The 26,682-nt window shown below is 36.4% G+C and carries 14 protein-coding genes and 1 riboswitch; of the genes, 10 read left to right on the top strand and 4 right to left on the bottom strand.

Annotated features, from left to right (window positions below):
* Positions 1–16 precede the first annotated feature (16 nt).
* The 4 genes from DLK05_RS12515 (at position 17) to DLK05_RS12500 (ending at position 13,411) form a co-directional block, all read left to right on the top strand.
* Complete coding sequence (locus DLK05_RS12515) at positions 17–9,508, top strand: T9SS type B sorting domain-containing protein (protein ID WP_127344347.1); 9,492 nt, start codon at positions 17–19, stop codon at positions 9,506–9,508.
* Between the two features lie 33 nt (positions 9,509–9,541).
* Entirely contained in the window at positions 9,542–10,603 is a 1,062-nt protein-coding gene (locus tag DLK05_RS12510) for a PorP/SprF family type IX secretion system membrane protein (protein ID WP_127344346.1), read from the top strand.
* Between the two features lie 407 nt (positions 10,604–11,010).
* Complete coding sequence (locus DLK05_RS12505; protein WP_127344345.1) at positions 11,011–12,366, top strand: beta-helix domain-containing protein; 1,356 nt, start codon at positions 11,011–11,013, stop codon at positions 12,364–12,366.
* Positions 12,356–13,411 (top strand): endonuclease/exonuclease/phosphatase family protein, encoded by a 1,056-nt coding sequence (locus DLK05_RS12500; protein ID WP_127344344.1) that lies wholly within the window; start codon positions 12,356–12,358, stop codon positions 13,409–13,411. Before DLK05_RS12505 ends, DLK05_RS12500 begins: the two co-directional genes overlap by 11 nt.
* Positions 13,412–13,529: 118 nt before the next feature.
* Here the strand turns inward: DLK05_RS12500 and DLK05_RS12495 are convergent, their stop codons facing one another.
* Entirely contained in the window at positions 13,530–14,981 is a 1,452-nt protein-coding gene (locus DLK05_RS12495) for a monomeric [FeFe] hydrogenase (RefSeq protein ID WP_127344343.1), read from the bottom strand.
* A gap of 135 nt (positions 14,982–15,116) precedes the next feature.
* Positions 15,117–16,532, bottom strand: a complete 1,416-nt coding sequence (locus tag DLK05_RS12490; RefSeq protein WP_127344342.1) for a CCA tRNA nucleotidyltransferase — start codon at positions 16,530–16,532, stop codon at positions 15,117–15,119.
* A 212-nt stretch (positions 16,533–16,744) separates the two neighbouring features.
* Here DLK05_RS12490 and trxA (DLK05_RS12485) point away from each other — a divergent pair, with 212 nt between their 5' ends.
* The 6 genes from trxA (DLK05_RS12485) to DLK05_RS12460 all read left to right on the top strand — a co-directional run bounded on the left by trxA (DLK05_RS12485) (position 16,745) and on the right by DLK05_RS12460 (position 23,222).
* Positions 16,745–17,104: a thioredoxin gene (gene trxA / locus DLK05_RS12485; RefSeq protein ID WP_127344341.1), complete on the top strand. Its 360-nt coding sequence runs from the start codon at positions 16,745–16,747 to the stop codon at positions 17,102–17,104.
* A 123-nt stretch (positions 17,105–17,227) separates the two neighbouring features.
* Positions 17,228–17,668, top strand: coding sequence for a thioredoxin (trxA, locus tag DLK05_RS12480; RefSeq protein ID WP_127344340.1), 441 nt, complete (start codon positions 17,228–17,230; stop codon positions 17,666–17,668).
* Positions 17,669–17,768: 100 nt separating this feature from the next.
* Positions 17,769–17,862: riboswitch (TPP riboswitch) on the top strand.
* 60 nt (positions 17,863–17,922) lie between these two features.
* Entirely contained in the window at positions 17,923–20,367 is a 2,445-nt protein-coding gene (locus tag DLK05_RS12475) for a TonB-dependent receptor (RefSeq protein WP_235831997.1), read from the top strand.
* Positions 20,368–20,440: 73 nt separating this feature from the next.
* Complete coding sequence (pnuC, locus tag DLK05_RS12470) at positions 20,441–21,040, top strand: nicotinamide riboside transporter PnuC (protein ID WP_127344339.1); 600 nt, start codon at positions 20,441–20,443, stop codon at positions 21,038–21,040.
* Positions 21,041–21,083: 43 nt separating this feature from the next.
* Positions 21,084–21,701 (top strand): thiamine diphosphokinase, encoded by a 618-nt coding sequence (locus DLK05_RS12465; protein WP_127344338.1) that lies wholly within the window; start codon positions 21,084–21,086, stop codon positions 21,699–21,701.
* A 279-nt stretch (positions 21,702–21,980) separates the two neighbouring features.
* Complete coding sequence (locus DLK05_RS12460) at positions 21,981–23,222, top strand: DcaP family trimeric outer membrane transporter (RefSeq protein WP_127344337.1); 1,242 nt, start codon at positions 21,981–21,983, stop codon at positions 23,220–23,222.
* Between the two features lie 55 nt (positions 23,223–23,277).
* Here DLK05_RS12460 and DLK05_RS12455 read toward each other — a convergent pair whose 3' ends face one another.
* Positions 23,278–25,143 carry a sensor histidine kinase gene (locus DLK05_RS12455; RefSeq protein ID WP_127344336.1) on the bottom strand — a complete coding sequence of 622 codons (1,866 nt, stop codon included), beginning with the start codon at positions 25,141–25,143 and terminating at the stop codon, positions 23,278–23,280.
* Positions 25,144–25,184: 41 nt separating this feature from the next.
* Positions 25,185–26,609, bottom strand: a complete 1,425-nt coding sequence (gene dacB / locus DLK05_RS12450; protein ID WP_127344335.1) for a D-alanyl-D-alanine carboxypeptidase/D-alanyl-D-alanine endopeptidase — start codon at positions 26,607–26,609, stop codon at positions 25,185–25,187.
* Positions 26,610–26,682: the final 73 nt, after the last annotated feature.

The following is a 26,682-nucleotide window of genomic DNA, read 5'->3' as shown; positions in this document are numbered from 1 at the left end:
TAGAAAACGAATCGTTATGAAAAGATATGGAGCACGTTTACTACTACTAATATTATTTCAATTTATATTCATAATCACTCAGGCGCGTGATTTTTACTGGATTGGCGGTTCCGGTAACTTCAATGATATTCAACATTGGAGCGATCAACCGGGCGGTAAAGTGAACCCTGACGCACAATTACCGGACAAGGATGATAACGTCTTTTTCGACCAATATTCATTTCCGTCCCCTAATGCAAATGTGGTGATAACTAACGTTGCCAGATGCGCTAACATGTACTGGGGTGATGTTAAAAATATGCCAACTTTAAAAACCGATGACATTTCCGATCACTATTTGGTTATTTATGGGGGAGTTACTTTCAATGATAAAATGATTATTGATTTGGATCGCCCATTGTATTTTCGTGCAAATACATTGGGAAATATAATAGATTTTGGAGGAAATGTTTTTAATGGAGATTTCTATTTTGAAAATAATGGAGGTTGGAGAATTACGAGTCCCTTAAATCTGTTCGATCATGATATTTACTTTAATCAGGGAACATTAAGTATTGAAGCAAATGTTAGTTGTGGTCGTATTCTTTCTGAAAATGCAGTTTCTCGCGAGCTTTATTTAAATTCTTCAGAAATTACCCTGCAGGAAAGTGGTGCTTCTGTATTGTATATTCAAACCGAAAACCTCAATCTTTACCCTGGTGATTCTAAAATTATTATTAGCTCTAATGATTCTAAAATTGAGACTTTTGGTACAAAAAGGATAGAATTTTACGATGTTGAATTTTCCGGAACTTCCGGAACTATTGAAACAAACGCAGCATTAGCTAGTTTTAATACGGTAATATTTGTACAAGATGGAAACTTGAAAGGGGAGAATGATTTTCAGGGACTTCATTTTTCCGAAGGACATAATTATTTCATTTTTAGTGGGGGTGTACAAAATGTGCATGGACTGTTTGAAGCGAAAGGACAGTGTTTTGCATACATTAATATTAGTGGGGAAAGTATGGGAGGAACGATCGCTGCCGATGCAGTAGATCTCGATTATTTGAAAGTACAAAATATAAAAGCAGATGGAGCAGCAATAGATTTTACTGCAAATAATTCCTACGATTTAGGCGGAAATATAAATTGGAATTTTATCCCTCCGGCTGCTGATGATTATACATGGACTGGTGCAGAAGATAATAATTGGGGAAACCCTAATAACTGGAATCCAAATTGTGTTCCTTCCCGGATTAATAATGTGATTATTCCGGGAACTTCAACCGTTGTTATAGATGTTGAAGCAGAATGTAAAGATTTAACTATTAGCGATAATTCAAGTTTAAGTGGAAGTGAGAATCTAAATATATTCGGTTCATTAAAGGCGGGTGATGCTACCTGGAATTTAACAGGTACAACTTCATTTCTGGGAGATGCCAGTAATACAATTTTAATTAATTCAACTTTGCCAGGATCTGTGATAGTTGATGGAAATGGAACCTGGACTTTATCTGCAAATTGTAGTATTGACAATATTTTAGAATTGGTTTCCGGAAACTTAATAAGTGGGGGATTTGATCTTTCTACTGGTCAGTTTGTTTCCAATAGCGATTTTAATCGAACATTGAATATTAATGGATCTGATGTGACCATCACAGATGGTGTTTCCAAAGCATGGGATGTAGAAGGTTCCAGATTTATCTTGTTGTTCGCAAATGCAAAAATCCTGTTCACCACAAGTGGAGCCGAATTATATACCAATGTTTCGGATGGTGTAGATTATGGATCTGTTCAGTTTAATCCTATTGATAGTCAGGTTTTTCTTACAAATGAAGGAAGTTCCGATCCCACATTTGTGGATTTAACCTTTAACGGAAATGCAAAAGTTATAGGTAATCATCAATATGAAAAATTAAGCTTTAATCAGGGAAAAGAATATTTATTTCAGGCGGGTAGCGAGCAAAAAATATTAAATAAAGATGGTTTAAATGCCATGGGTACTTGTTCTAAATATATTTCTTTTAAAGGAGATGGAGGCATTGCTTATTTTGATTGTGATGAAACTTCTGATTTTATTCAGCGGGTTCGGATTGAAGATGTTAGCGTAAAAGGTGGATTAATCGATAATGGGAACGAATTGGTTGCAAGTCAATCTATTGGTGTGTCAGGTTTTACGGGCTGGACTTTTCCTAATGATTTAATAGGAACAGTAGTAAAATGGACTGGAGCTAAAGACGACGATTGGTTTACAGCAGATAACTGGAGTACGGGATGTATTCCTACTCGTGTTGATACTGTAATTTTTGATGAAGTAAATGTAATCAATAGTAAATCTGTTAATATTTCTCAAAAAGGAAAAGTTGCCGAATGTAAAAATATGAGCTGGTCGAATGCCGCCTTAATGGAATTTTCTGGCGATCAGCCAATCCTTATCTTCGGAAGTCTTGATTTATCGGGTTTGACTGCAGATCATTATTACTTTTCAGGCGATATTTCCTTTAAGTCAGAACTTGCCGAAACTGTAAATACAGGACTAGTTAAACTTCAGGGTGATTTGAATTTTGAAGGAAATGAACAAGAAGATGGAACGTGGAAAGCATTGTCATGGACGCTAAAAAGTGATTTAAATACTGATGGTTCTGTATTTTTAAGGTATGGAAGTTTGATTACAGAAAATCATGATGTAAAAGCAAATACCTTATTTTCTAATTATGCTGCTGATCATATCAGATCCTTGGATTTGGGTACTTCAACGGTTCAATTGGAGAAAATGGAAATTTCTGCAGAGGCATTTACTTTGAATGCAGGAGCTTCTACAATTGAGTTTTCAAATGGTGGAAACCTTATAATTTCGGCAGGAACAGAAAGTCTTATTTTTAATGATGTCTCTTTTAAAGATGCAGACGGAAGTGCCTACCTTGATGTTACTGCTGATAATGTGAGTTTTAATGACATGGTATTTCAAGGAAATACTTTTTTCCGGAAACCAAATAACTCTAAAATCAGTTTTACTGCCAATAGCATTCAAATGGCTGTGGGAAAAACTTATGTGTTTGAAAGCGGACAAACCTTTATTTTAGGAAATATAATAGCCAATGGTGCTTGTGAAGGAACCATTGATATTACTGGTTCCAGGTCGGATGCAGCTATTTTCCAAGCCAAAGGGGGAGTATCCAATATTACTGTAAATTCGGTTAATCTTTTAAATATTAATGCCGAACCTACCGGAGTTTTTGTAGCTAAATCTTCTATTGATTTGGGAAATACTACCGGATGGGATTTCCAGGATGAATCAGCAGGAACCGATTTATTTTGGGTAGGAGGAACAGGAAATTGGGATGATCCTAACCATTGGTCAACATCTTCAGGTGATAATCCTGACGGTTGTGTGCCAACAGCAAAAGATAATGTGTTTTTTGATGATGGTTCTTTTACCGATACAGAGCAGACTGTTTTTACTGGGGCAAGTGATATTCGTTGCAAAACAATGGATTGGACCGGATCTGAACCAGCTCGTCCTAATTTTGAAATGGGAGCTACCGATATTTCAGGAGTCTATATTTACGGATCATTAATCTTTAATTCTGAAGTTAGTATAGATCTTTCCCCAATGGTGAACTTTTATTTCCGGGGTACTGGCAATTACCAGATCAATACATTTGGTTACATATTTCCTAATATTGTCGAATTCGATGGAAAAGACGGTGTTTGGAATTTGTTGGATGATGTGCAAATAGAAGGCGATTGTTTTATTCGCTACGGAAAATTAATTACCGATGGTAATAATTTGGAATGCAAGAGTATTACTTCAAAAGGTGATAATCCTCGCAGTTTGGATATAGAAAATTCAAATGTGTTTATTAATGGTAAAGAGGATAAATCAGGAAGATCAGTTTATTTTAATCTTTCAAATGTCTATGGTGATCAAGTATTTGAATTATTATCAGATAACAGTACAATAAAGTTTACTGTTGATGCTGAACTGGTAATTTTAAGGTCTAACATTAGTTCAATTTCCTTTAATTCACTTGTTTTTGAAAAAAATGGTGTTTTAAGTGGGGGATCTCAAAGTGGAACACCACCTTATTATTCATCTGTAAAATTTGGTGGAAATGGTGAAATTATAGGTAGAAATCAGTTTGGAACCCTTGAATTAGCACGTGGATTTGAATATAAACTGGAGGAGGGCAGATCCTATGATATGGACTATCTCTTAGCAGAGGGAAGTTGTTTTGCTCCTATTTATTTGCATTCCGATTCTGATGGAGATCAAACAACTGTTGTCGCTGCCAATAATGTTACTGGTCAGTTTTTGCAGTTGAAAGACATAAAAGGTGATACTTCGAAAGGTGCAAATTATACTGCAACCAATTCATTTGATTTAGGGAATGTTGATGGCTGGATCACAGATGGAGCTATCGCTCCTATAGCATTATACTGGGTAGGTAAAGGAGCCGATGATAATTGGGGTAATCACGAAAACTGGAGCAGAAGTGAAGATGGTAGCGAGGAAGGCTGTGTGCCAACCTTGAACGACGATGTGTATTTTACACAGTATTCTTTTTTAGGAAGTAAATTGGTTGAAATTACTGCTGATGCTCAATGTCACAATATTATTTGGAACGATGATATTGATCCTGCTGCAAATTTTAAAGTAAATGCAAAATTACAAATTGGTGGTTCCATGGATTTATCAGACAATATGTCCATCGATATGCAGGGGAAATTCGAATTTATAGGGGATGGAAAATTGGATACTAAAACAGTGGATTTTGCAGCTAAAACGATGAATGGTGATGTTGTTTTTCAAGGAGCAGGTCAAACGTGGAATTGGGTTTCGGAATTAATTACATCCGGAGATCTTTATATCGAAAATGGTGCTGTATCTACTCAAGGTCATGACTTTACAATTGGCAGGTTTAGTTCCTTATCCTTAGATGATTTTGATGCAGTAAGAAAATTTGATATGTCAGGATCATTGGTAACTGTTACTTCCGATGCAATTACCGGTTGGAATATGAAGATGAATACAGCCGGAGGACTCGATTTTACAGCTACAGATTCTAAAATCACCTTCCCAAATGGGGGTGGAATATTTTGTGCTACCGATACAGATGTTACTTTTGGTTTTGTTGATTTCTACAACAACGGTGTGATAAATATTAATGGTAATGGTCAGGGATTTTTTGGTTCAACACGCTTTTTACAGAAAGGTGAGATTTTTGGAGACAATACTTTTACGAACCTTGAGTTTACACTTGGTTACGAAAATAATACCATTCAAGGTGGAAAAACTATAACTGTAATTAATGATTTGAAAATGGAAGGTGTACGTTGTTCCTACATTTTCTTAAAATCAGATACTCCTGGTTTAATAGCCAGAATTTATAAACCAGCGGGAACTTTCAAACACATTTATAATGCTTCCTTTACGGATATTCAAGGAAGTACGGGTTCTGGTGTGGATCATCCGGTTCATTATAAGTGTGAGAAAATTAATAGTAGTGGTTTTGTTGAGGTTACTGATCCTAGTGGAGAGGATAATCCGCCATCATTCGAAGAATCATTCGACCAACCTCGTGAGGAATGGTGTAGTAATGTTGCTGTCTTAGATCATGTAAAACGATTTCCTATAAATAGTGCTACTACTTTTCAGTGGTATTTTAGTCCGGATGGAACTGCAGGAACTTATGCTGAACTTTCGGGAGAAACCAATGCTGTAATCGAAGTTTCGGAGAGTGGTTTTTATAAAGTAGAGGTAAATTATGGCCTTGATAATGTAGCAGCAGACGGCACCGTTTGTCAAATTGTATCGGTAATTGAAGTTTCGTTAAGAACGATTTCTACTGTTTCGCTCGAAATCACAGCTAATAATGTAAAATGTTTTGGACAAGGCGATGGTAGAATTGTTGCAGGTATAGCCAATATTCAATATCCCGATTACAGCTTTATTTGGAAGGATGAAGCAGGAAGTGATGTTGTTTCTTCTACCAATACTAGTACTTGGGAAAGTACTGCATTGCATCTTGCGCCAGGTAAATATTCTATTAATGTTACCGATAGCAAAGGCTGTGAATTCGATACCATTGTAAATGTGTTTGATGCTTATAAATTACAGATTGATGATATTGCTACCAAAGATTTAACCTGTTATACGGTACCTACAGGGGAAATTAATATTGATGCCTCTGGCGGAACCGGAAACTTATCGTATTATCTCAACGATAATTTACAAACAGCATCTAATATTACCGGTCTATTCTCTGGTGATTATACTGTATATGTTGCCGATGAAAATGATTGTAAAACCAATGAGGAAGCAGTTCTCTTGAATTCTAATCCTAAAATGGAAGTGAATTTAAATCCTAAAGATTTGCTTTGTTATCAGGATAATAATGGTGAATTTACACCAATCGTAAGTGGTGGTGTGCCAGATTATCAATACGCATGGACAGGTCCAAACGGATTTACTTCGAGTGATATAAATATTAGTGGTTTGCCTGGTGGCGATTATCAACTAAAGCTTACTGATGCTGCAAATTGCCTTGCAGACACCACACATAAACTAATTGAACCGGAAGAATTGACCACAAATGAATTAGTGGTGGAACCAACCAATTGTAATGGCGAAAATTCCGGGGAAATATTTGTAGAAGCTAAACAAGGAACTCCTGATTATAAGTACTTTTTAGATGATGTGGAAAGTACAGATGGTATCTTTTCTGATTTAGCACCCAAAAATTACACAGTAAAAATAACAGATGCCAATAATTGTGTATTCAATAAAGAAGTGGAAGTAACACAGCCAGGGAAAATGGGTTTCCTTGTGGATGATATTGTATTTCCTACTTGCGAGAAAACTAATGATGGTATTATTCGGGTATCTCCTTATGGTGGAAATAGTGGATATTCCTTTAGCTGGTCTGGTCCTGATGATTATCGATCATACAGCCAGAATATTGAAAATATACAATCCGGAAAATACAGTCTACTAATTACGGATAAGAAAAATTGTTCTGCAGTAGATACCGTTGCGCTAGATCTTGGTTTACCATTACAATTGGGTTTGGTGGTAGAGCAAAATGTTAGTGTTAATGGAGGAAATGATGGAATGCTTTCTATCGAAACAATAGATGGAACAGCACCTTATACATTTACGGTAACAGGTCCAGGGTTTACAAAAAATAGCCCCGATAATTTTGATGATCATACTTATCTTATCGATAATTTAGTTGGAGGTGTTTACAAAGTTGTAGCAACCGATGCTTCGGGATGTACTACAGTTGAAAAGTCAATTATCATTGAAGAGCCTAATGCTTTGTATGCATATATCGATCAAGTAAAACCAGTTGGTTGTGTTGGATCCAGTGATGGGGAGTTGAAAGCAATTACCAGTGATGCATCCGGTACTTATACTTACAGTTGGAATGGTCCTTCCGGATATACCGGAACAGGACAAACGGTTAGCGGATTGGCTTCGGGAACTTACACGGTAACAGTAAGTGGAGCAGGAAAAACAGCAACAGCAAGCTACGACCTGATGCCTGCTGATCCAATTCTTGTTAGTGTAACAAATTATAAAGATGTTACATGTAGTCAGGCTGCGAATGGCGAAATTGAAATAAGCGTAGATGCTGGAAATGCCGACTATCAAATCGAATGGACAAATGGAGCAGGCTTTTTATCTTCTGCGAAGCATATTCTTGATTTAGCACCAGGTACATATTTCTATAAAGTAATAACCACACCTGGTTGTTCGGTTAGCGGAAATCAATTGATTAGTGAGCCATCAGAATTGGTATTAACTGTTAATCCTACAGATATTACGGATGTTGGAAAAAGGGATGGAACTGTAAGCGCAAGTGTTACAGGTGGCACAAAGCCTTATACAATTATGGTTGCAGGTCCGAATGGATATTCCTATGCTGATGTTGGTAATACAAGTGGAAATATTAGTATAAACGGTTTAGAAATGGGAATCTATGAAGTTTCTGCCATCGATGCCAACGGATGTAGAATAGAGGAAAGCAAAAAGATACATGAACCTCAAAAATTATTGCTCTACGTTAATTCTTCAAAAAATGTAACCTGTCCGGGTGGTACTGATGGGGAGATAAGTATTGGAGTGGAAGGCTATAGTGCACCGGAGAATGTAACTTATTCATGGGCCGGACCGCATTATTTTAAAAGTACTGATAAGGATATTAGTGATTTATCGGCAGGGAAATATACCTTAACGATTTATGATTCTGCTGGAGATCCAGGTTACGAAGAACAGAGTATTATTGTAATGGTAAGTGAACCAGAACCACTTGAAGTAGAATATTGGAAAAAGGATATTTCCTGTCCGGGATTAACTGATGGGTACATTAATATTCATCCAAAGGGAGGAACACCAGGATATGCTTGCTTGTGGACTGGTAGCGTTGCATCCAATACCGATGAGGATCAACAGAATCTTGCTAAAGGATCATACAGTGTTGTGATTACAGATCAAAATTCATGTGTGTCGAAACCAGTTACAATTGATATCGTAGAGCCTCAGGCATTAACTGCCTCGGTTAGCGATTTTAAAGATCCTACTTGTTATGGATTTGAAAATGGATGGATTCATTTAGATATTGCAAATGGTACACAACCATATTCTGTTAACTGGGACAATTATGGGAGTGTTACCCAAAATATTGAAGAATTGGAAAAAGGAACCTATCACTATATTGTAACAGATGGTAATGGATGTGATTATAGCGGAGAAAAAATATTAAATGAACCGGATTCGTTAATTGCTCAGGTCAATGATGCAACAGATGTACTCTGTTATGGTGATGGTTCTGGTAGAGCTCTGGTTGATATTCAGGGTGGAACACCAGACTATTCGGTTACCTGGTCTGATGGTCAGGATAGTCCTGAAGCAACAGACTTGAAGTTGGGTAAATATGATGTAACCGTTATTGATGCTCAAGGTTGTAAAGACACTTCGAGTGTGGAAATTTTTGAACCGGAGCCTTTGGCAATGCAAGTGGAGGTAATTCGTCCAACCACTTACGACTCTAAGGATGGAAGTATCAATGTAAATATTACCGGAGGTGTTTTAGATTACAATATTGATTGGACCGATCAGGATTTGAATCCTTATGAAGGAGATAAAATTGATGATTTGGAAAGAGGTACTTACAATCTAGCTATTACAGATAAAAATAATTGTCCTCTCGATTCAACTATTGTTCTGGAATATTTATTTGAAAGAAGAATAAGAATACCAAAAGCATTTACACCAAATAACGATGGCTACAATGATTATTGGGATATTGATAGAATAGAATTCGTTCAAAATCTAAAGATTGTAATCTATGATCGATGGGGAAAAGCTGTTTTTAAATTCAGCGGAACTGGAAATGAATATAAAGGTGCTCCCTGGAGAGGTGCAGATGGTAATATGAAATTACCTATTGGTTCCTATTATTATGCCGTAGAGGTGGATGAGGAAAAACCAATGCTCGGAACGGTAACTATTCTTCGATAATTTATTACTTTTAAACCTGACCAGTAGATTATAATGAGAAAAATACATCTTCTAATAGTATTATTTTTATTCGCACTTACATCAGTAAAAGCCCAGCAATTACCTCTGTATAGTCAATATGTGGAGAATGGGTTTTTGTTGAATCCTGCTATGGCGGGGAGTAGAATGTACTCTCCCTTGCGATTGAGTTTGCGTCAGCAATGGGCTGGAGTGGAAGGGGCACCCGAAACTCAGGCTTTGAGTTTCAATAAAAATATGGGTGAAAAATGCTCTACCTGTAATGTGATGGGGAACCCATTGTCCCGAAGAAATAAACAAAATGGAGTTGGAGTAGGAGGATATTTTTTTAATGATAATTATGGAGCCATATCGCGAACAGGAATAGAGTTTTCTTATGCTTATCATTTACAGCTCACCCGAAAGCGATTGGGACAAACAGGAACTCGTCTCGCCTTTGGTTTGGGTGGCGTATTTTATCAGTATAAATTCGATGGCAAGGATATACCTGTAAACGATCCCTTATATACCGGAACTGATGAGGTTTCCTATGTACCGGATGCCAATTTTGGGGTGTTTTTGTATAACGATGATTATTTTGTTGGATTATCTGCTGCTCACCTATTTCAATCTGCTGTAAAAATGGGCGATAACAATATCAATGATGATATCATGATGCGTCATTTTTATGCTACTGCTGGCTACACTTTCCATCTAAGGGATTTGGTAGATTTAGAACCATCTGTCATCGTACGAAAAACCATTAATTCCGATCTGTATTATGATATTTCCACAAAACTTTTCATCAATCATTTTTGGATGGCTGTTTCGTATAGGACAAACGACCAAATTGTTGGTATGATTGGGGTTAATTACAATCAGTATTATCTCGGATATTCTTACGATCATTATACCGATAACCTTATTGCGGATAGTAGTAACGGAACACACGAAATTACGCTGGGAATCAATTTTGATATTCCTAACAAGATGAAACGGGCAAGTAGATTAAGAGAACGCAGGGCTGCCGATCGTAATTTTAGTAAAACAAAAACACAAAGAATTAAACGAAATAGTAAAAGCTATATCTTCTTCTAAGCTTTGTAATTCACATAAACTTGCTTAGCAAATCCATTTGGATTTTTGTCAAATCTGGGTTTCTGAATATCCAATTCGCAGAAACTTGCTTAGCATCTCCAAGATGCTTAGCAAATCAAATGGTATTTGCTTGAAATCTGAGTTTCTCAGACCAAAATGCGGTGGGTTTTCGCTAGATCTGGGTTTCTGAATATCCAATTTGCAGAAACTTGCTTAGTATCTCGAAGATGCTTAGCAAATCAAATGGTATTTGCCTGAGATCTGAGTTTCTCAGACCAAAATGCGGTGGGTTTTTACTAGATCTGGGTTTCTGAGACCAAAAAGCGTTGCGTTTTCCTAAAAGCTGGAGTCTGTTCATTAAAGTATGTATATTTGATTATCTTCGGTTTTGATTAAAATAATTGAAAATGAGTAAATCTCATCTGTATCTGATAATAGTATTGTTGCTTGCTTTTTGTTATGCTTGTGAAAAAGGAAATGACTTTTCTCTTGATAGGAATTCATCCTTGAGTTTTTCTGTGGATACACTTTCCTTTGATACACTACTAACAGGAAATGGATCTACTACAAAGCAAATTAAGATTTATAATCGCAGTACTAAAGAAATACATATTTCCCGAATATATCTGGAAGATGAAAATTCGCCATATCGAATCAATTTAAATGGAGAGCAAGGCAAGGAGTGGATTGATGTTGATTTGGCAGAAAATGATAGCTTATTTGCTTTTGTGGAAGTGGCACTCAACCCTGCAAATGAGGATGCCCCTCGATTATTAAAGGATCAATTGGTGTTTGATAGGGATGGCGAGCAGCAGAAAGTTGTTTTTGAAACCTGGGCACAGGATGTTTATAGAATCACAGGCAATATCAGCAATACGCAAACATGGACGGCAAATCGTCCTTATTTAATTGTTGATTCAACCTATTTGAATCAAGGTGTAACTTTGACGATTGAGGAAGGTGGCAGAGTTTATTTTAAAAAAGGAGCTGCTTTGCATATCAAGGGAGAAATCAATGTACTGGGGAGTTTCGAAAAACCGGTTTATTTTGGGAGCGAACGTCAGGAGAAATTATATGATCAGGTGCCTGCTCAATGGGGTGGAATCTACTTCTACGAGGAGAGTAAAAATAATAAATTCTCTCATTTCATTCTCGAAAATGGAAGTAATGCCTTACACTTTCAAGGGGCATCAAGCCAGAATAATTCGCTGGAACTGGAATATGGAATAATTAGAAATTTTAATCAGACTGGTATTTATATCTCTAATACACTTTTAAGGGCACATGACTTATTGATTTCAAATTGTGGCGAAGAGTGCTTGAGTATGGATGGGGAGAGTAAGTGTGAATTGTATCATTCCACTTTTTATAATACATGGTTTTATTTTTCACGCTCCAGTTCTATTCTTAAAATTTCGGAGAATCCTTTGCTAAGTCTTACCATCGGAAATTCTATTATTTGGGGAATTAAAAATGATGAAATAGAATTAACACAGACAGATAATATACAATTGGTAAATTCTCTTATCAAACTTAGCGACTCAAAACAAAACGAATATACTTCGGTATTTTCGGAATGTATTTTTAATGAAAATCCATTATTTTCTGATGCCGAAGTATCTGATTTTACCCTTCAGGTGAATTCATCTTGTATTAATATCGGAAATGTTGAATATGGAAATTTATTTCCTATAGACAGTAGGGGAAATAGAAGGAATGAAGATAATGCTCCGGATTTAGGAACCTACGAATATGCTGAATAAATTAATCCTTACCTTAATTCTCTTGACTTGTGGGCAGTTGCTTAAAAGTCAGAATGTGATCACCAATATAGGGGATGCTAAGCGGGGCGATTTTAGGGTGATGTTTTATAATGTAGAGAACCTTTTTGACCCCTTTGATGATACCTTGAGATTGGATAATGAGTTCCTTCCCAAGGGAGAAAGACATTGGACCTGGGAGAAGTATAAAAAGAAATCTCAGCAAATATCAAAAGTAATAATGGCAGCAGGGAGCTGGGATTTTCCCGACCTAATAGGGCTTTGCGAGATTGAAAATCGCTTTGTTCTGGATGGGATTTTTAAATTCGGTTACCTAAAGCAAATTGGCTATAAAATTATTCATCGCGATTCTCCGGATCACCGAGGAATTGATGTAGCATTGATTTATCAACCGGAACGATTTCGACCAATAGATACTACATTTTTGCAAGTTCACTATGCCGTAGGACGTGCTTTATCTACCCGCGAAATTCTTTACGTAAAGGGAATAGCACCAACGAAGGACACCCTGCATATTTTTGTAAACCATTGGCCATCTCGATGGGGCGGACAATTAGAATCGGAGCATAAAAGAATTTCTGCCGCAAAGGTACTTCATCAAAGTGTGGATTCTATACTCAAAGTTAATAGCAATGCATTGGTAATAGTTATGGGCGATTTTAATGATTATCCGGATAACGAATCTATTCGGAAAGTATTAGGTGCTTTACCAGCAAAACAGGATTATCTAAATGATAGATTATACAATCTGGCTTATTCCTATTTAAATAAAAGTGACATTGGAAGTCATAAATACCATGGTAAATGGGGAATGCTGGATCAATTTATGGTCTCTGGTTCCTTATTGAATAAAGCAAGCTATTTGTATTGTGAACCTTCCGGGATGAGTATTTTTGCTCCTGATTTTTTATTGGAGAAAGACAAAACCTATTATGGCGTAAAGCCATTTCGTACTTTTGCCGGATACAAGTATCAAGGTGGTTTTAGCGATCACTTACCTGTCTTGTTAGATTTATGGCGTAAATAAGTTAACTGTTGTAATCGATCTCAATTTCCATGAAAGAGCTATCTATATAAAATGGCTACCTTAAATTGGATAGCCATTTTTAAAATCATATTATGAAATTAGCTTGTTTACAGGATTATTAATCTTCCTCTGCAATTAATTCCGAAAGATTCTTTTCATATAATCTAGCTCCTGTCTTGGCATCAAAATTGGCACAAGGACCAGCAATACAGCCACCTTCGCATGCCATTACTTCAATAAAATTGCCACTTGTTTTGCCTGTTTTACCAAAGGCTTTAAGCATTTTAATTTTTTTCTTATCCAATCCGTTTACGATTACCGGTTTGATGTTCACATAAGGTTTCACATCTAAAACCGATTGGGCGACACCACCACTTGCAGCGTATGCTCTACCATGATTAATAATATTTTTATCCAATGAAATAGAATGCTCCGCTTCGATTTCTATTTTCCATCCTTTGAATAAAGCCGATAGCTCTTCAAAGGTCATCACATAATTCACATTTGGGTCTTTCATCCCTTCGCGACGCTTAGCAATACAGGGTCCGATAAAAACAATTTTGGCATTTGGATACTTTTTACGAGCAATTTCAGCAGTATAATACATCGGACTTTTAGTCTTCGATACATATTTTTCGATTTCAGGAATATGTTTTTCAACGGCTGAAACATAAGCCGGACAGCAGGAAGTTGTCATGAACGGATCTTTCTGCTCTAGTCTTTCAATAAGCTCATTTGCCTCATTTACGGTAGTAACATTTGCACCTTTCGCAACTTCAATAACGTGGTTAAAACCAAGCTCTTTTACTGCTGCTAATACATGCTCTGTCTTTGCTTTAAATTGACCAATAATTGCAGGAGCCACAATTGCTACTGTTTCTGTAATTTCATCCTTAATAGATTTCATCACATCTACGATTTGTGAGTTTTCCATGATGGAACCAAATGGGCATGCAGTAATACATTTTCCGCAATCAATACATTTCGCTTCGTCAATTCTCTCAATTCCATATTCATCTTTGGAGATCGCGCCAACAGGACAGGAATTTTCACAAGGAACTGGCATATATATAATAGAGTGATAGGGACAAACACTCATACAAATACCACAATTAATACATGTTTTTGGGTCAATCTGTGCTTGTCCATTCGCATTCCAACTGATTGATTGCTTTGGGCAATTCATCATACAAGGATGTGCGACACAACCTTTACAAAGATTGGTTACGATATAGGAATTTTTTACGCACGAGGTGCAGGCTTCATCTACTACGGTTAAAATTTTATTAATCGGATCTTTTCTTTCCAATGCTTCCTCAGCGTAGGAGGCCAGTGTTTTCAATTCATCTCGGTATTCATCTAAATCAAAGCCTAAAAGAGGAATTAACTTTTCCTTGATAATCACTCGTTCTTTGAAGATACAGCAGCGATCGGAACTCGGTTTTCTTCTGGGGGCCATTTCTAAAGGTATTCTATCCAATCCTTCAATAAATTTCCCATTGTTATAGAGCTCGGCCATTCTTGCCAATAAGTCTCTTCTGATAATCATGGTATTGTCAACGTATGCCATTTGATCGTGATATTTAGTTAGCTTGCTTTCTCAGGTCGGCAAAAATATATTTTATGAATGATTCATAAGCTGCTTTTTAGCATGCAAAGGTTAGAAATAGCAAAAAAAAACTCGGGATTATTCCCGAGCTCCATTTCATTTCTTTTTGGGGACAGGTTTCAGTCCCAATTCTTTCCCTTTTTTAAGCATAAAATCATATGCTGCTTCATATTCGTTTGGGATAATTCCATCCAGTATTGCATCTTTAATAGCAATTTTAATATCTCCAATCATCTTGCATGGAGACAAATTAAAGGTGTCGATAATCTCCTGTCCATCAATGGGTGGTTGAAAATTTCTAAGAGCATCTTTCTCCTCCACTTCTTTCAATTTAGTCCTAACCAGTTGGAAATTACTAAGAAATCGTTTTACTTTCTCTTCGTTTTTAGAAGTAATATCTGCTTCGCAAAGCTTCATCAATTCATCTATATCGTCTCCAGCATCAAAAAGTAGGCGACGGATAGCAGAATCTGTTACTTCTTCCTGCGACAAAACAATCGGACGCATATGTAGTAAAACCATCTTTTGAACAAATTTCATTTTTTCATTCAAAGGTAATTTCAGGTTCTTAAAAATGCGGGGAACCATTTTTTCACCCAGAAAGTTGTGAGCATGAAATGTCCAGCCAATCCCTTCAATAAACTTTTTTGTTTTGGGTTTCGCAATGTCATGTAACAATGCGGCCCATCTCAACCATAGATTATCGGTATTTGGAACCAATTGATCTAAAACTTCAAGTGTGTGATAAAAATTGTCCTTATGGCTGATCCCATTTCGGCTTTCTCTTCCTTTCAATCGTTGAAATTCAGGAAAAATGAGTTTTAGTAATCCACATTCTTCCAATAATTTAAAGCCAATAGAAGGTTTGTCAGATAGAATAATTTTATTAAGCTCTTCAATAATTCTTTCCTTAGAAATAATGTTAATTCTATCCTTATTTTCCTGAATAGCTTCAAAGGTTTCCGGAGCAATGGCAAAATTTAATTGGGTTGCAAAGCGAATCGCTCTCATCATTCTTAATGGATCATCCGAGAAGGTAATTTTGGGATCCATAGGTGTTTTGATGATTTTTCTTTTCAAATCTTCAATTCCTTCAAAAGGATCTAATAATTCGCCAAAATTATCCTTGTGTAAGCTAAGTGCTAAGGCGTTAATCGTAAAATCTCTTCTTTTCTGATCATCTTCCAGATTTCCATCTTCCACAACTGGTTTGCGGGAATTACGATTATAGGATTCCTTCCTGGCCCCAACAAATTCAATTTCTAAGTCTTTGTATTTAAGCATGGCAGTACCAAAATTCTTGAAAACAGAAACTTTGGGCTTACCTGATTTGGCTGCCACTTTTTGAGCCAATTCTATTCCACTTCCAATTACAACTAAATCTATGTCCTTTGATTCCCGCTCTAAAAATATGTCTCGTACAAAGCCTCCAATTACGTAACATTCCAGATTTTCTGCCGTAACAATTTCTGAAATAATAGAAAATATAGGGTGTTTTAAATATTTTTCCACTTTAATTTTTTTCTGATTGCTACTTGTGTAGCAGTTTATAAAACAACGATTCTGTTATGCTCGATGTATGAATTATTGCGCTGACAAAATTACAATTATTTATATTGATTCTGAAAGTTCTGTCAAAAATTGGTTTTGGCATACAAATTGTCAAAAATAAATGTATAGATTTGTAGATATATTAAAAAGTAAATTTAATTTTAGTATAAGTTATGGTTGAACATTTGACAGCAGAGACTTTTAAGTCTAAAGTATTTGATTTTGATCAAAATAAAGATTGGAAATTTGAAGGAACCAGACCTTGTTTGGTTGACTTTTATGCAGATTGGTGTGGACCTTGTAAAACGGTGGCTCCAATTTTAGAAGAATTAAAAGCAGAATATGGTGATGCGCTCGATATTTATAAAATTGATACCGAGAGTGAGCGTGAATTGTCTGCTATGTTTGGAATCCAAAGTATTCCTTCCTTGTTATTCATCCCCAAAGATGGACAGCCACAAATGGCGCAAGGAGCAATGACGAAAGAATCGTTTAAGCAGGCTTTTAACGAAGTTCTGGGAGTTAAGGAGTAGATAGATACAATTCATTTTAAGAATACGATAAAACAAATTACTTGTGTATTTTTGGAAACTTGAATTGTATGTTGAACAAGTGGTAGGCTCGAAATTTGGGATTATCCCTGAAAATATTTTAATATGAAGAAGGTATTATTGGTGCTGTTGGTTACATTTTTAGGTGTAAATGTGTTTGCTCAGGCAAACACTTCTGCAAAGGTGATTCATTTAGATGAGGACAGTTTTAAGCAAAAAGTTTTCGATTTTGAAAATAGTAAGGATTGGAACTTCAAAGGCGATAAACCAGTTATCGTGGATTTTTATGCTACTTGGTGTGGACCATGTAGGCGAGTGGCTCCAATATTAGAAGAACTTCAAAAGGAATATGGTGATGCCCTTCAGATTTATAAGGTAGATACCGATAAATCACCAAAGGTTTCAGCTGCATTCGGAATTAGAAGTATTCCCAGTCTGTTGTTTATTCCTACCAAAGGGAAACCAACAATGGCACAAGGAGCTCTACCAAAAGAAACATTTATTAAAGCTATTAAGGATGTTCTGGAAATATCTCATCCGGAATAATTATTATATAGGTTAGAAAAGTAATCGTTTAGGTTTTGAAAAAAGTCGGCATAATGCCGGCTTTTTTGTTTTTGATCAAATTCCAATTACCTTTGACGCGAAATCACAGTGGGGTGCCTTAATTACAGGCTGAGATCATACCCTTAAACCTGATCCGGGTAATGCCGGCGTAGGGAAATTGCGAAATAACTTTTCGCCAACCTGATCTTATCAATACCTCATTGCAATATTTTTAACGTTTTAACTTATAAACAATGTTTACAAGACAAATGAACTCTGTTTTGCGCAGAGTAGCCATGTTAATGGTATTGCAATTTGCATGTTTTATCGGATTTTCTCAGATCTCTCTGAGTGGGAGAATAACCGATAATAAAGGAAATTCTCTTCCGGGTGCTACAATTGCAGTAAAAGGATCTTATCTGGGGACAGTAAGTAATTCAAAAGGTGAATATCATTTTCGAAATCTGAAGAAAGGGGAGTATCAATTCGTGGTATCCTTTATCGGATTCGAAAAAATGGTGAGAGAAATTCAGCTGTCCGAATCGCAAGAGTTAAATTTTAAATTAAAAGCAACTGCCATTTTGACTGATGAAGTGATTGTTGCTGCCACTAGAGCAGGCAATAAAGCACCGGTTGCAGTAACCAATTTATCGGGCGATGATGTGAAAAGGCAGAATACCGGGCAGGATATTCCTTACCAATTGAGTTTAACACCATCCTTGGTAGAATCTTCTGAAGCGGGAAATGGAGTTGGTTATTCGGCCATGCGAATTCGTGGTACGGATGCTTCCAGAATTAATGTGACCATCAATGGTGTTCCATTAAATGATTCTGAATCGCAGGGAGTGTATTGGGTAAATATGCCCGATTTTGCTTCCTCTGTTAATAATATACAGATTCAGCGTGGTGTGGGAACCTCTACCAATGGAGCAGCCGCTTTTGGTGCAACAATTAATTTTCAAACCGAAACGGTAAATACAGAACCTTATGCAGAGGTGCAAAGTGTTGGTGGCTCATTTAATACTTTCCGAAATACATTTAAAGCCGGAACCGGTTTAATTAATGGAAAATTTAGTTTTGATGCGCGCTACTCTCGTTTGAAATCGGATGGTTTTGTAGATCGTGCTTTCTCTGATCATGAGTCCTTTTTTGTAAGTGGTACTTACTACACCGAAAAGAGCATGTTGAAATTCAACATCATGGATGGGGAAGAGAAGACCGGAATTAGTTGGTGGGGAAATCCTGGAATCCATAACGATTCAGATCCGAAAGCCAGAACATATAATCCGGCTGGTGAATATACCGATGAGGCTGGAAATGTTCATTATTACGACAATCAAACCGATAATTATAAGCAAACGCATTATCAGTTATTCTATTCACAGGAGTTGAGCTCGAATCTTAACATGAATGCAGCCTTGCATTATACCAAAGGAAAAGGATATTATGAGCAGTATAAGGAAGATGAAACCTATGCGGAATATGGTTTGGCAAATCCTGTTGTTAATGGAGCAGAAATCACAAGCACAGATCTAACCCGTCAGAAATGGATGCAAAACGATTTTTACGGATTTACCTATTCACTAAATTATAAGAAAAACAGAGTTGATGCCTCTATCGGTGGTGCATGGAATCATTACGATGGGGATCATTTTGGGAATATTCTTTGGGCACAGAATGGAGGAACAAAGAATGATTATCAATGGTATCTTAATAATGGTAAAAAGACAGATTACAATGCTTTTGCTAAAGTAAACTACGAGTTAAGTGATAAATTAAATGCTTATGGTGATGTTCAGTACCGCCATATTTCTTACGATATGACTGGTGTGGATGATGACTTATTACCATTGGTGCAAAATCATCAGTATGACTTCTTTAATCCTAAGATGGGATTGTATTATACCCTTAACGATCGTAATAATGCTTATTTTTCCTTTGGTGTTGCACACCGGGAACCAACTCGTGCCAACTTTAAGGATGCCAAAACCGATTTAAGTAATTTACCAACCGATGAGTCTCTTTTTGATTACGAATTGGGATATAACTTTAAATCAGCGAAAGTAACATTTGGTGTCAACTTTTACTACATGTATTATCGCGATCAATTGGTTCCTACCGGAGAAAAAAATAGTGTGGGATACGATATCATGACCAATGTAGATAAGAGTTATCGTGCAGGAGTGGAGTTGATTTGGGGGATGCAGATCTTACCAAAATTAAAATGGGATGCCAATCTAACTTTTAGCCGTAATCGTATTAAAGATTTTGTAGAATATTCCACTTATTACGACGAAAATTGGAAGGAAGAGTACAAAGGCAAAAAACTTGGCGACTCCCATATTAGCTATTCTCCGGAAGTTGTTGGTAGTAGTGTTTTAAGCTGGACTCCGGCAAAAGGATTGGGTATTAATTTTATCAGTAAATATGTGGGCGAGCAATATTTCGACAACACAAGTAATTCTGAAAGAAAGCTGGATAAATACGATATTCACAACGTGCGAATTGATTATTCCATTCATCCTTCGTGGATGAAAGAAATTGCCTTTCAGTTACAGGTAAACAATGTTTTCGATAAAAAATATGAGAACAATGCTTATGGTGGAAATTGGTATGAGCAGGGAGTGGAGAAGACCTGGAGATACTATTATCCACAAGCAGGAATTAATTTTCTGGCTGGTATAACATTAAGATTTTAATAATTTTGTAGAGACGTAGCATTGCTACGTCTCTTACCTAAAATACTTGCTACTCTAACGTAAAATACAGGAAATGAATTGGATTATTGATAATATCATTGAAATCGTTGGAACAATTTCCGGTTTGATTTTCTTATATCTGGAAATTAAACAGAACAAATGGCTGTGGCCGATTGGTTTACTTACCTCGGTAATGTATATCTACGTGTTTTTTGTTTCCAAATTTTATGCTGATATGTCCTTGCAATTCTACTATGTTTTTATCAGTATTTATGGTTGGATATTGTGGTCGAAAGGGAAGGATAGTACTGCGGAAGAATTACCGATAAGTCACTTAAGCAAACGTCTTTTTCTGATTTTATTTGGAATAAGTATGATTATTTATGTGCTTATTTCGTACATCCTGGTAAATTTTACCGATAGTCCGATTCCCTATTGGGATTCCTTTACTACCGCGCTAAGTATTGTTGCAACCTGGATGCTTGCCAAGAAAATACTGGAGCAATGGTTGGTTTGGGTAGTGGTTAATGCTGTTTCGCTGGCTCTTTATATTTACAAAGGATTGTATCCTACCTCTGTTTTATTCTTTTTCTATACTATTTTGGCTGTGGTTGGCTACTTACAATGGAAAAAAGATAAGTTTCGTACCGAAGCACTGGAGCGAAATAACTAATTTTGACCGATTGTGAAATTCGGATTAAAGACGCAAAATAAGGATGCATAAAAAAGCGGTAATATTAGCAAATGGTGCTTTTCCAACCCACGAAATACCATTACAGGAATTAAAGAACAGTAAGCATATTGTGTGCTGTGATGGTGCAATTAATAAGTTAGAGAAGGCTAAGATAGAACCATATGCCATTGTTGGCGATTTGGATTCACTGGATGCTGAATTAAAATTAAAGTACCATGATATCGTTCATCATTTCGCCAATCAGGATACCAACGATTTAACGAAGGCTATTCATTGGTGTAAGAAAAATAGTTTTTTAGATATTACTATAGTTGGAGCAACAGGCGAACGCGACGATCATATGATTGGAAATGTATTTTTACTTCCCAGATATGCCAAAATAGTTAAAGTGAAAATGTTGACCAGTTATGGTGTTTTTACTCCGATCATCCGATCCAAGAACTTCGAAAGCTATACAGGACAACAGGTATCCATCTTCTCTCCAAATTCAGACACTTTAATTTCTACGGCAAACTTGCGTTATGCTTTAACCAATCAGAAGTTGGAGCAAATGTGGCAAGGAACGCTCAACGAATCGATGGGAGATAGCTTTAGAATTGAGTTCGAAGGAGATTCCCTAATTATTTATCAGGAATATTAAAATGTTTTAAGGTACTAACTCGCCTTGGCAAAATGCTCCCGATGTTCAGAATTTGGGAAAAACCGCTGGCAAAATGCTCTCGCAGCTTTGAGTTGGCAAAAACCACGTGGCAAAATGCTCTCGTAGATCTGAGTTGGTAAAAACCAATGGTAAAATGTTCTCAATGGTTAGCTTTTGGGGAAATCACTAAAATAACGCTTCTATAACAGGAATATAATAGATGGAATAAGTCAGAATCCTGTTTATATTTGTGCCCGAAACAAAAACCTAACATTTTAGATGAAACGATTAAACTACTTACTGATATTATTGGTATTTCTTGGAGTAAGCACAAATGAGCTTTGTGCTCAAAAAAAATTAAGTGAATTACCGATTAGCCTAAAAATTGGTGGATATGTACATTCAGCCTTCACCTTTGATTCGCGACAAACTGTTAGTGCACGCGAAGGTCATGTATTATTGTATCCTAAAAATGTATTTTTAGATCCAGCGGGAAGAGACATTAATGCTGCCAGCAGTTACAATATGGCAGTGATTCAATCCCGCACATGGATGAGGATTACAGGACCTGAAATTTTAGGTGCTAAAACTACCGGCTTGCTGGAAGCTGAGTTTATGGGAAACTCCGAGGCAGATGTAAATGGATTCCGAATTCGTCATGCTTACGTGAATTTAGACTGGGGAAAAACCTCGTTGCTGATCGGACAGACTTGGGCTCCACTATTTGTTGTAGAGGTAATGCCGGGACAGATTGGTACTAATTCCGGTTTACCATTTAAACCATTTGCCAGAAATCCACAGGTTCGTTTTACCTACAAATCCGGTAAGTGGAAACTGTTGGCTGCACTTTTATCTGAAAGAGATTACACTAGTACCGGACCTGATGGTTCCAGTAATAAATATTTGAGAAATGCAGGATTGCCAATGGCTCAAGGGCAAATACATTTTTATCCTGGCAAACATATTTTTGGTGTTACTGGTGAAGTGAAAAATATTAAGCCTGCATTAATGACCTCGACGGGTTATAAAGCCGACGAAACCCTAACATCGTGGTCGGTTTTAGCTTATGCAAAGCTGAATTTTAAGCCTTTTACCTTTAAAATCCATTCTACTTACGGATCGAATCTTACCGATGTGTTGATGACAGGTGGTTATGCTGCAAAAAGTATTAATCCGGTAACGAACGAGGCTAGTTATACTCCCATTAAAATTTTAGCAGGATGGTGCGATTTGGATTATACTCCCGGTAAAATTGGATTCGGAATTTTTGGAGGATATTCTAAAAATTTAGGAGCTGATGATAAGGTTGTTTCAGGAATGGTGTATAGTCGTGGAAGTAATATTGGTGAGTTGTATAGAATTGCACCTAGAATTACTGCCAGTATGAAGAACATGAAAATTCAGTTAGAATCAGAATATACAGCTGCGGCTTATGGTGTGATCAACGAAAACGCAGAAGTAGATCACCAAAAATGGGTAGGAAATAATAGAATCACATTAGGTTTATATTATTTCTTTTAAGCAGAATATTTTTAAGATATAAAAGAAGACGGATATAGCATCCGTCTTTTTTGTTTTAGTAGGGAATGGTGAAATAAAAAGTAGTTCCTTCGCCAAGTTTGGAGCGAATCCATATTTGTCCGCCAAGTAATTCAACCAAACTTTTGCTAATAGCCAAACCCAAGCCAGTACCCCCATACTGACGAGTATTGGCATCCAATTCTGCTTGACGGAAACGGTCGAAAATAATTTCCTGCTTTTCCTCAGAAATTCCTATCCCAGTATCTCTTACAAAAAACTCCAAATATTTTCCGCTTACCTGATAACCGATCTCGATTCCTCCCGAATGGGTGAATTTTATAGAGTTCTCCAGTAAATTGGTAAATATCTGCTGCAGTCTCATGTAGTCCGTTGAAATTTCTTCAATATCCGTTGATTCTGGCAATGTCATTTTGAATTCCAGATGGCTATTTCCATAATGTTCCAATAGAGAAAAATAATTAGTTTTCAGAGTTTCAAATAATTCATTTAATCTATAGTTCGATTTAATAATTTTAATTTGATTGGTTTCTATTTTAGAAATATCCAGAATATCACTAATCAAACGAAGTAATCCATTGGTGTTTTTTTTAATAATAGAGATGAATCGTTTTCTTTTGGTACTTTCCAGATCGTCAGCCGAAAGTAATTCCGTGAAACCAAGAATAGCATTCATCGGAGTACGGATTTCATGCGACATATTAGCTAAAAAGGCAGATTTTAAACGATTCGATTCTTCGGCAATTTCAATGGCCTTCTCTAGTTTTTTATTGCTTGCTTTAATTTCTATGAGATGTGTCTTGTCTCTTTGCTCCCTCATTTTGCGCAAATGATTATTAATAGTCAATACGATAATGATAATGGTGAGCAGCACTAATATCGTGAGTGTGAGAATTACTATATCCTTATTTTCCCGCACAAAGCTAAAGGGAACATTTAGGATCTTTGAATTATTGGGTAATGTATTTTTTTTGATCTGGTATTTTTTGAGTTGTCTGTAATCAAACACATATTCATATTTCGCTAATTGTGGAGGTAAATCATCAACAGAAGTACCATTTAATACCAGTTTTGCCATATCGGATACCTGTTTTCCTTGCATTCTACCTGTTATTAAAGCACCTCCAATGGCACCTCTATTCATGTAAAAATCCCAAACACAATATATCGGAATCTTACAATAAGGTTCCACCGCTTCAAATCCTTTTTCATAGGTGCAATAATTGCCTTTGGCATCCCGGTTATAGGCAAGATATAATAGTACGCTATTGGGATCGAGAGAAACAAGTTTCGATTTCAGTTCAGAGATGTTTGCAGCTTTTAAAATTCGGTATCGTAAGGGGATTTTCATCTGATCGATACTCTTTTTTAGGAATTGAATTGTTGTGCGTTCAGTTGCACTATAATCCGTTACAACAACAAGTTCGGAATATTTGGGGTGGTTTTTTTTAATAAGATTCATGGTGAAGCTAAAATCCAGATTTTCGAATATTCCACTATATCCTTTTGGTGGATTTATGATAGAATTTAATCCGCAAAAAAGTACCGGTACCTTTCCAAATATTGCATCCAGATTATCCACTAAAAAATTGTAGGCATTATTATCGGTAGAAATGATTAAATCAAATTTTTGGTTTTGATATTTTTGGGTGTAGAATTGTTTTAATATTTGAAAATATACTTCGGAGAAATTCCGCTTGGTATCCATGTCTTCAATATAAATATTGTAATCTGGATTTACGGATAATTCTTCTTTTATGCTGTTTACAATAGAATCGGTCCAGCTTAAACCATTGTGGTAGGAATTAAGAACAAGAATATTTTTCTGATTGGAAGCCCAAACAGAAAAACAGATTAAGACAAAGAAGAATGGTAAAAATACTTTTTGTAGAATGGCTCTCATAAGGTGTCAATTCTAAATTTTAAAGTGCAATACTCCTCAATTTAAGAATTATACAACTGAATTAAAAGCTTTTGCAATTTATTGTTCAGGGAATGGAGCGATGTATAATTGTTAATTAATATGGTAACAGCTAATACCTTACCTTTTTTATTACTAATGTATCCACAAAAGGTTCGTACTCCTGTCATCGATCCTGTTTTAGATTTCCATTTTCCCTCGAGCGGTGTGTTTTTCCCAAAATATTTTAGAGTACCCGATTTTCCTGCCACAGGTAGGGAGCTGATAAATTCATTCCGTAACTTACTTTTATACATGTACCGAAGCAATTGGTCGAAAAATTGAGCAGTAACCAGATTGTAATGAGATAAACCACTACCATCGCACAAGCGGATGAAATTTGTACTTAATCCTTTCTCTTTCCAGTAGTATTTGATGGCTTTGATCCCTGTTTCCCAATCTGCTTCTCCTAATTTCGAATGACCAATTTCAAATAACAGATGATCAGCAAACAAATTCACACTTTTCTGATTGGTGATCCGCACAATTTCTTTTAATTCGGGGGAATTGAATTCGAAGAGAGGCGTTTTAATCTGAGCCTTAATTATCCGATGTTGAATGGTGATATTAGATTTCATACATGCCTTCTCCAAATCTTCCAGTAGATATGTTTTAGGAGACAGCATTGCTCCTTTCACAGCAAAATCTGTCTTGTTTTTCGGAATGCTACCTTCAATTATTCTCTGATTACTGATGTTACCCCCGAAAATATAAGCCAAATCCCGATTTTCAGCAGAACTAATTACTTTATTTTCGAATTGTAGATCAAGTTGTGGAGGATCAGTTCTGGTAATTTGGGTTAGATTTCCTGGTTTACCCGATTTAAAGTAGAGGGTATAAAGGTTATCGAGATAGTTTATCCCATGAGGAATAGCTCCATAGTAATTACCGATATCTTCCCATATCCAGCTTGGGGGAATACTTGCTTTTAAGTAAGTATCATCGATGATAATATTTCCATCGATGCTTTTTATACCTTTTTCCCGAAGTTGCTTAACAAACAGAGAAGCAATAGCATTTTTTTCAGGATAAAAATATTTTGAACCCAGAGTAGGATCGCCGTTGCCATGAATGATAATATTTCCGGTGAGCACTCCTTGTTTTGTGATACTTCCATCCGTTTCAATATTGGTTGTAAATTGATAATGTGCACCAAATAATTCGAGAGCAGTGGTAGTTGTGATCAACTTTTGGGTGGAAGCGGGAATCAGACCCAAATGAGCTTGATTGTGCGCTAGTATTTTACCGCTTTCTACATCCGAAATTACAATTCCAATTCCGGCAGTATAAAAGTTGGAATCGCTAACAAATTCCTGAACAAATTCTTGAATTTTGCGTGGTGATGACTTTTGTGCGGAACAGGAAACTCCCCAGAAAGCGATCATGATAAAAATTAAAAATTTATTCATGGATTTGGTTTGTTAAGTTTTTATTTAGCGGAACACCCTAAAAATAGTAAAGATATAAGTATTCTCTGCTCAA

It is taken from the genome of Ancylomarina longa (assembly GCF_003996985.1).
Classification (GTDB): Bacteria; Bacteroidota; Bacteroidia; order Bacteroidales; family Marinifilaceae; genus Ancylomarina_A; species Ancylomarina_A longa.
This window is presented reverse-complemented; position numbering and strand designations above follow the sequence as displayed.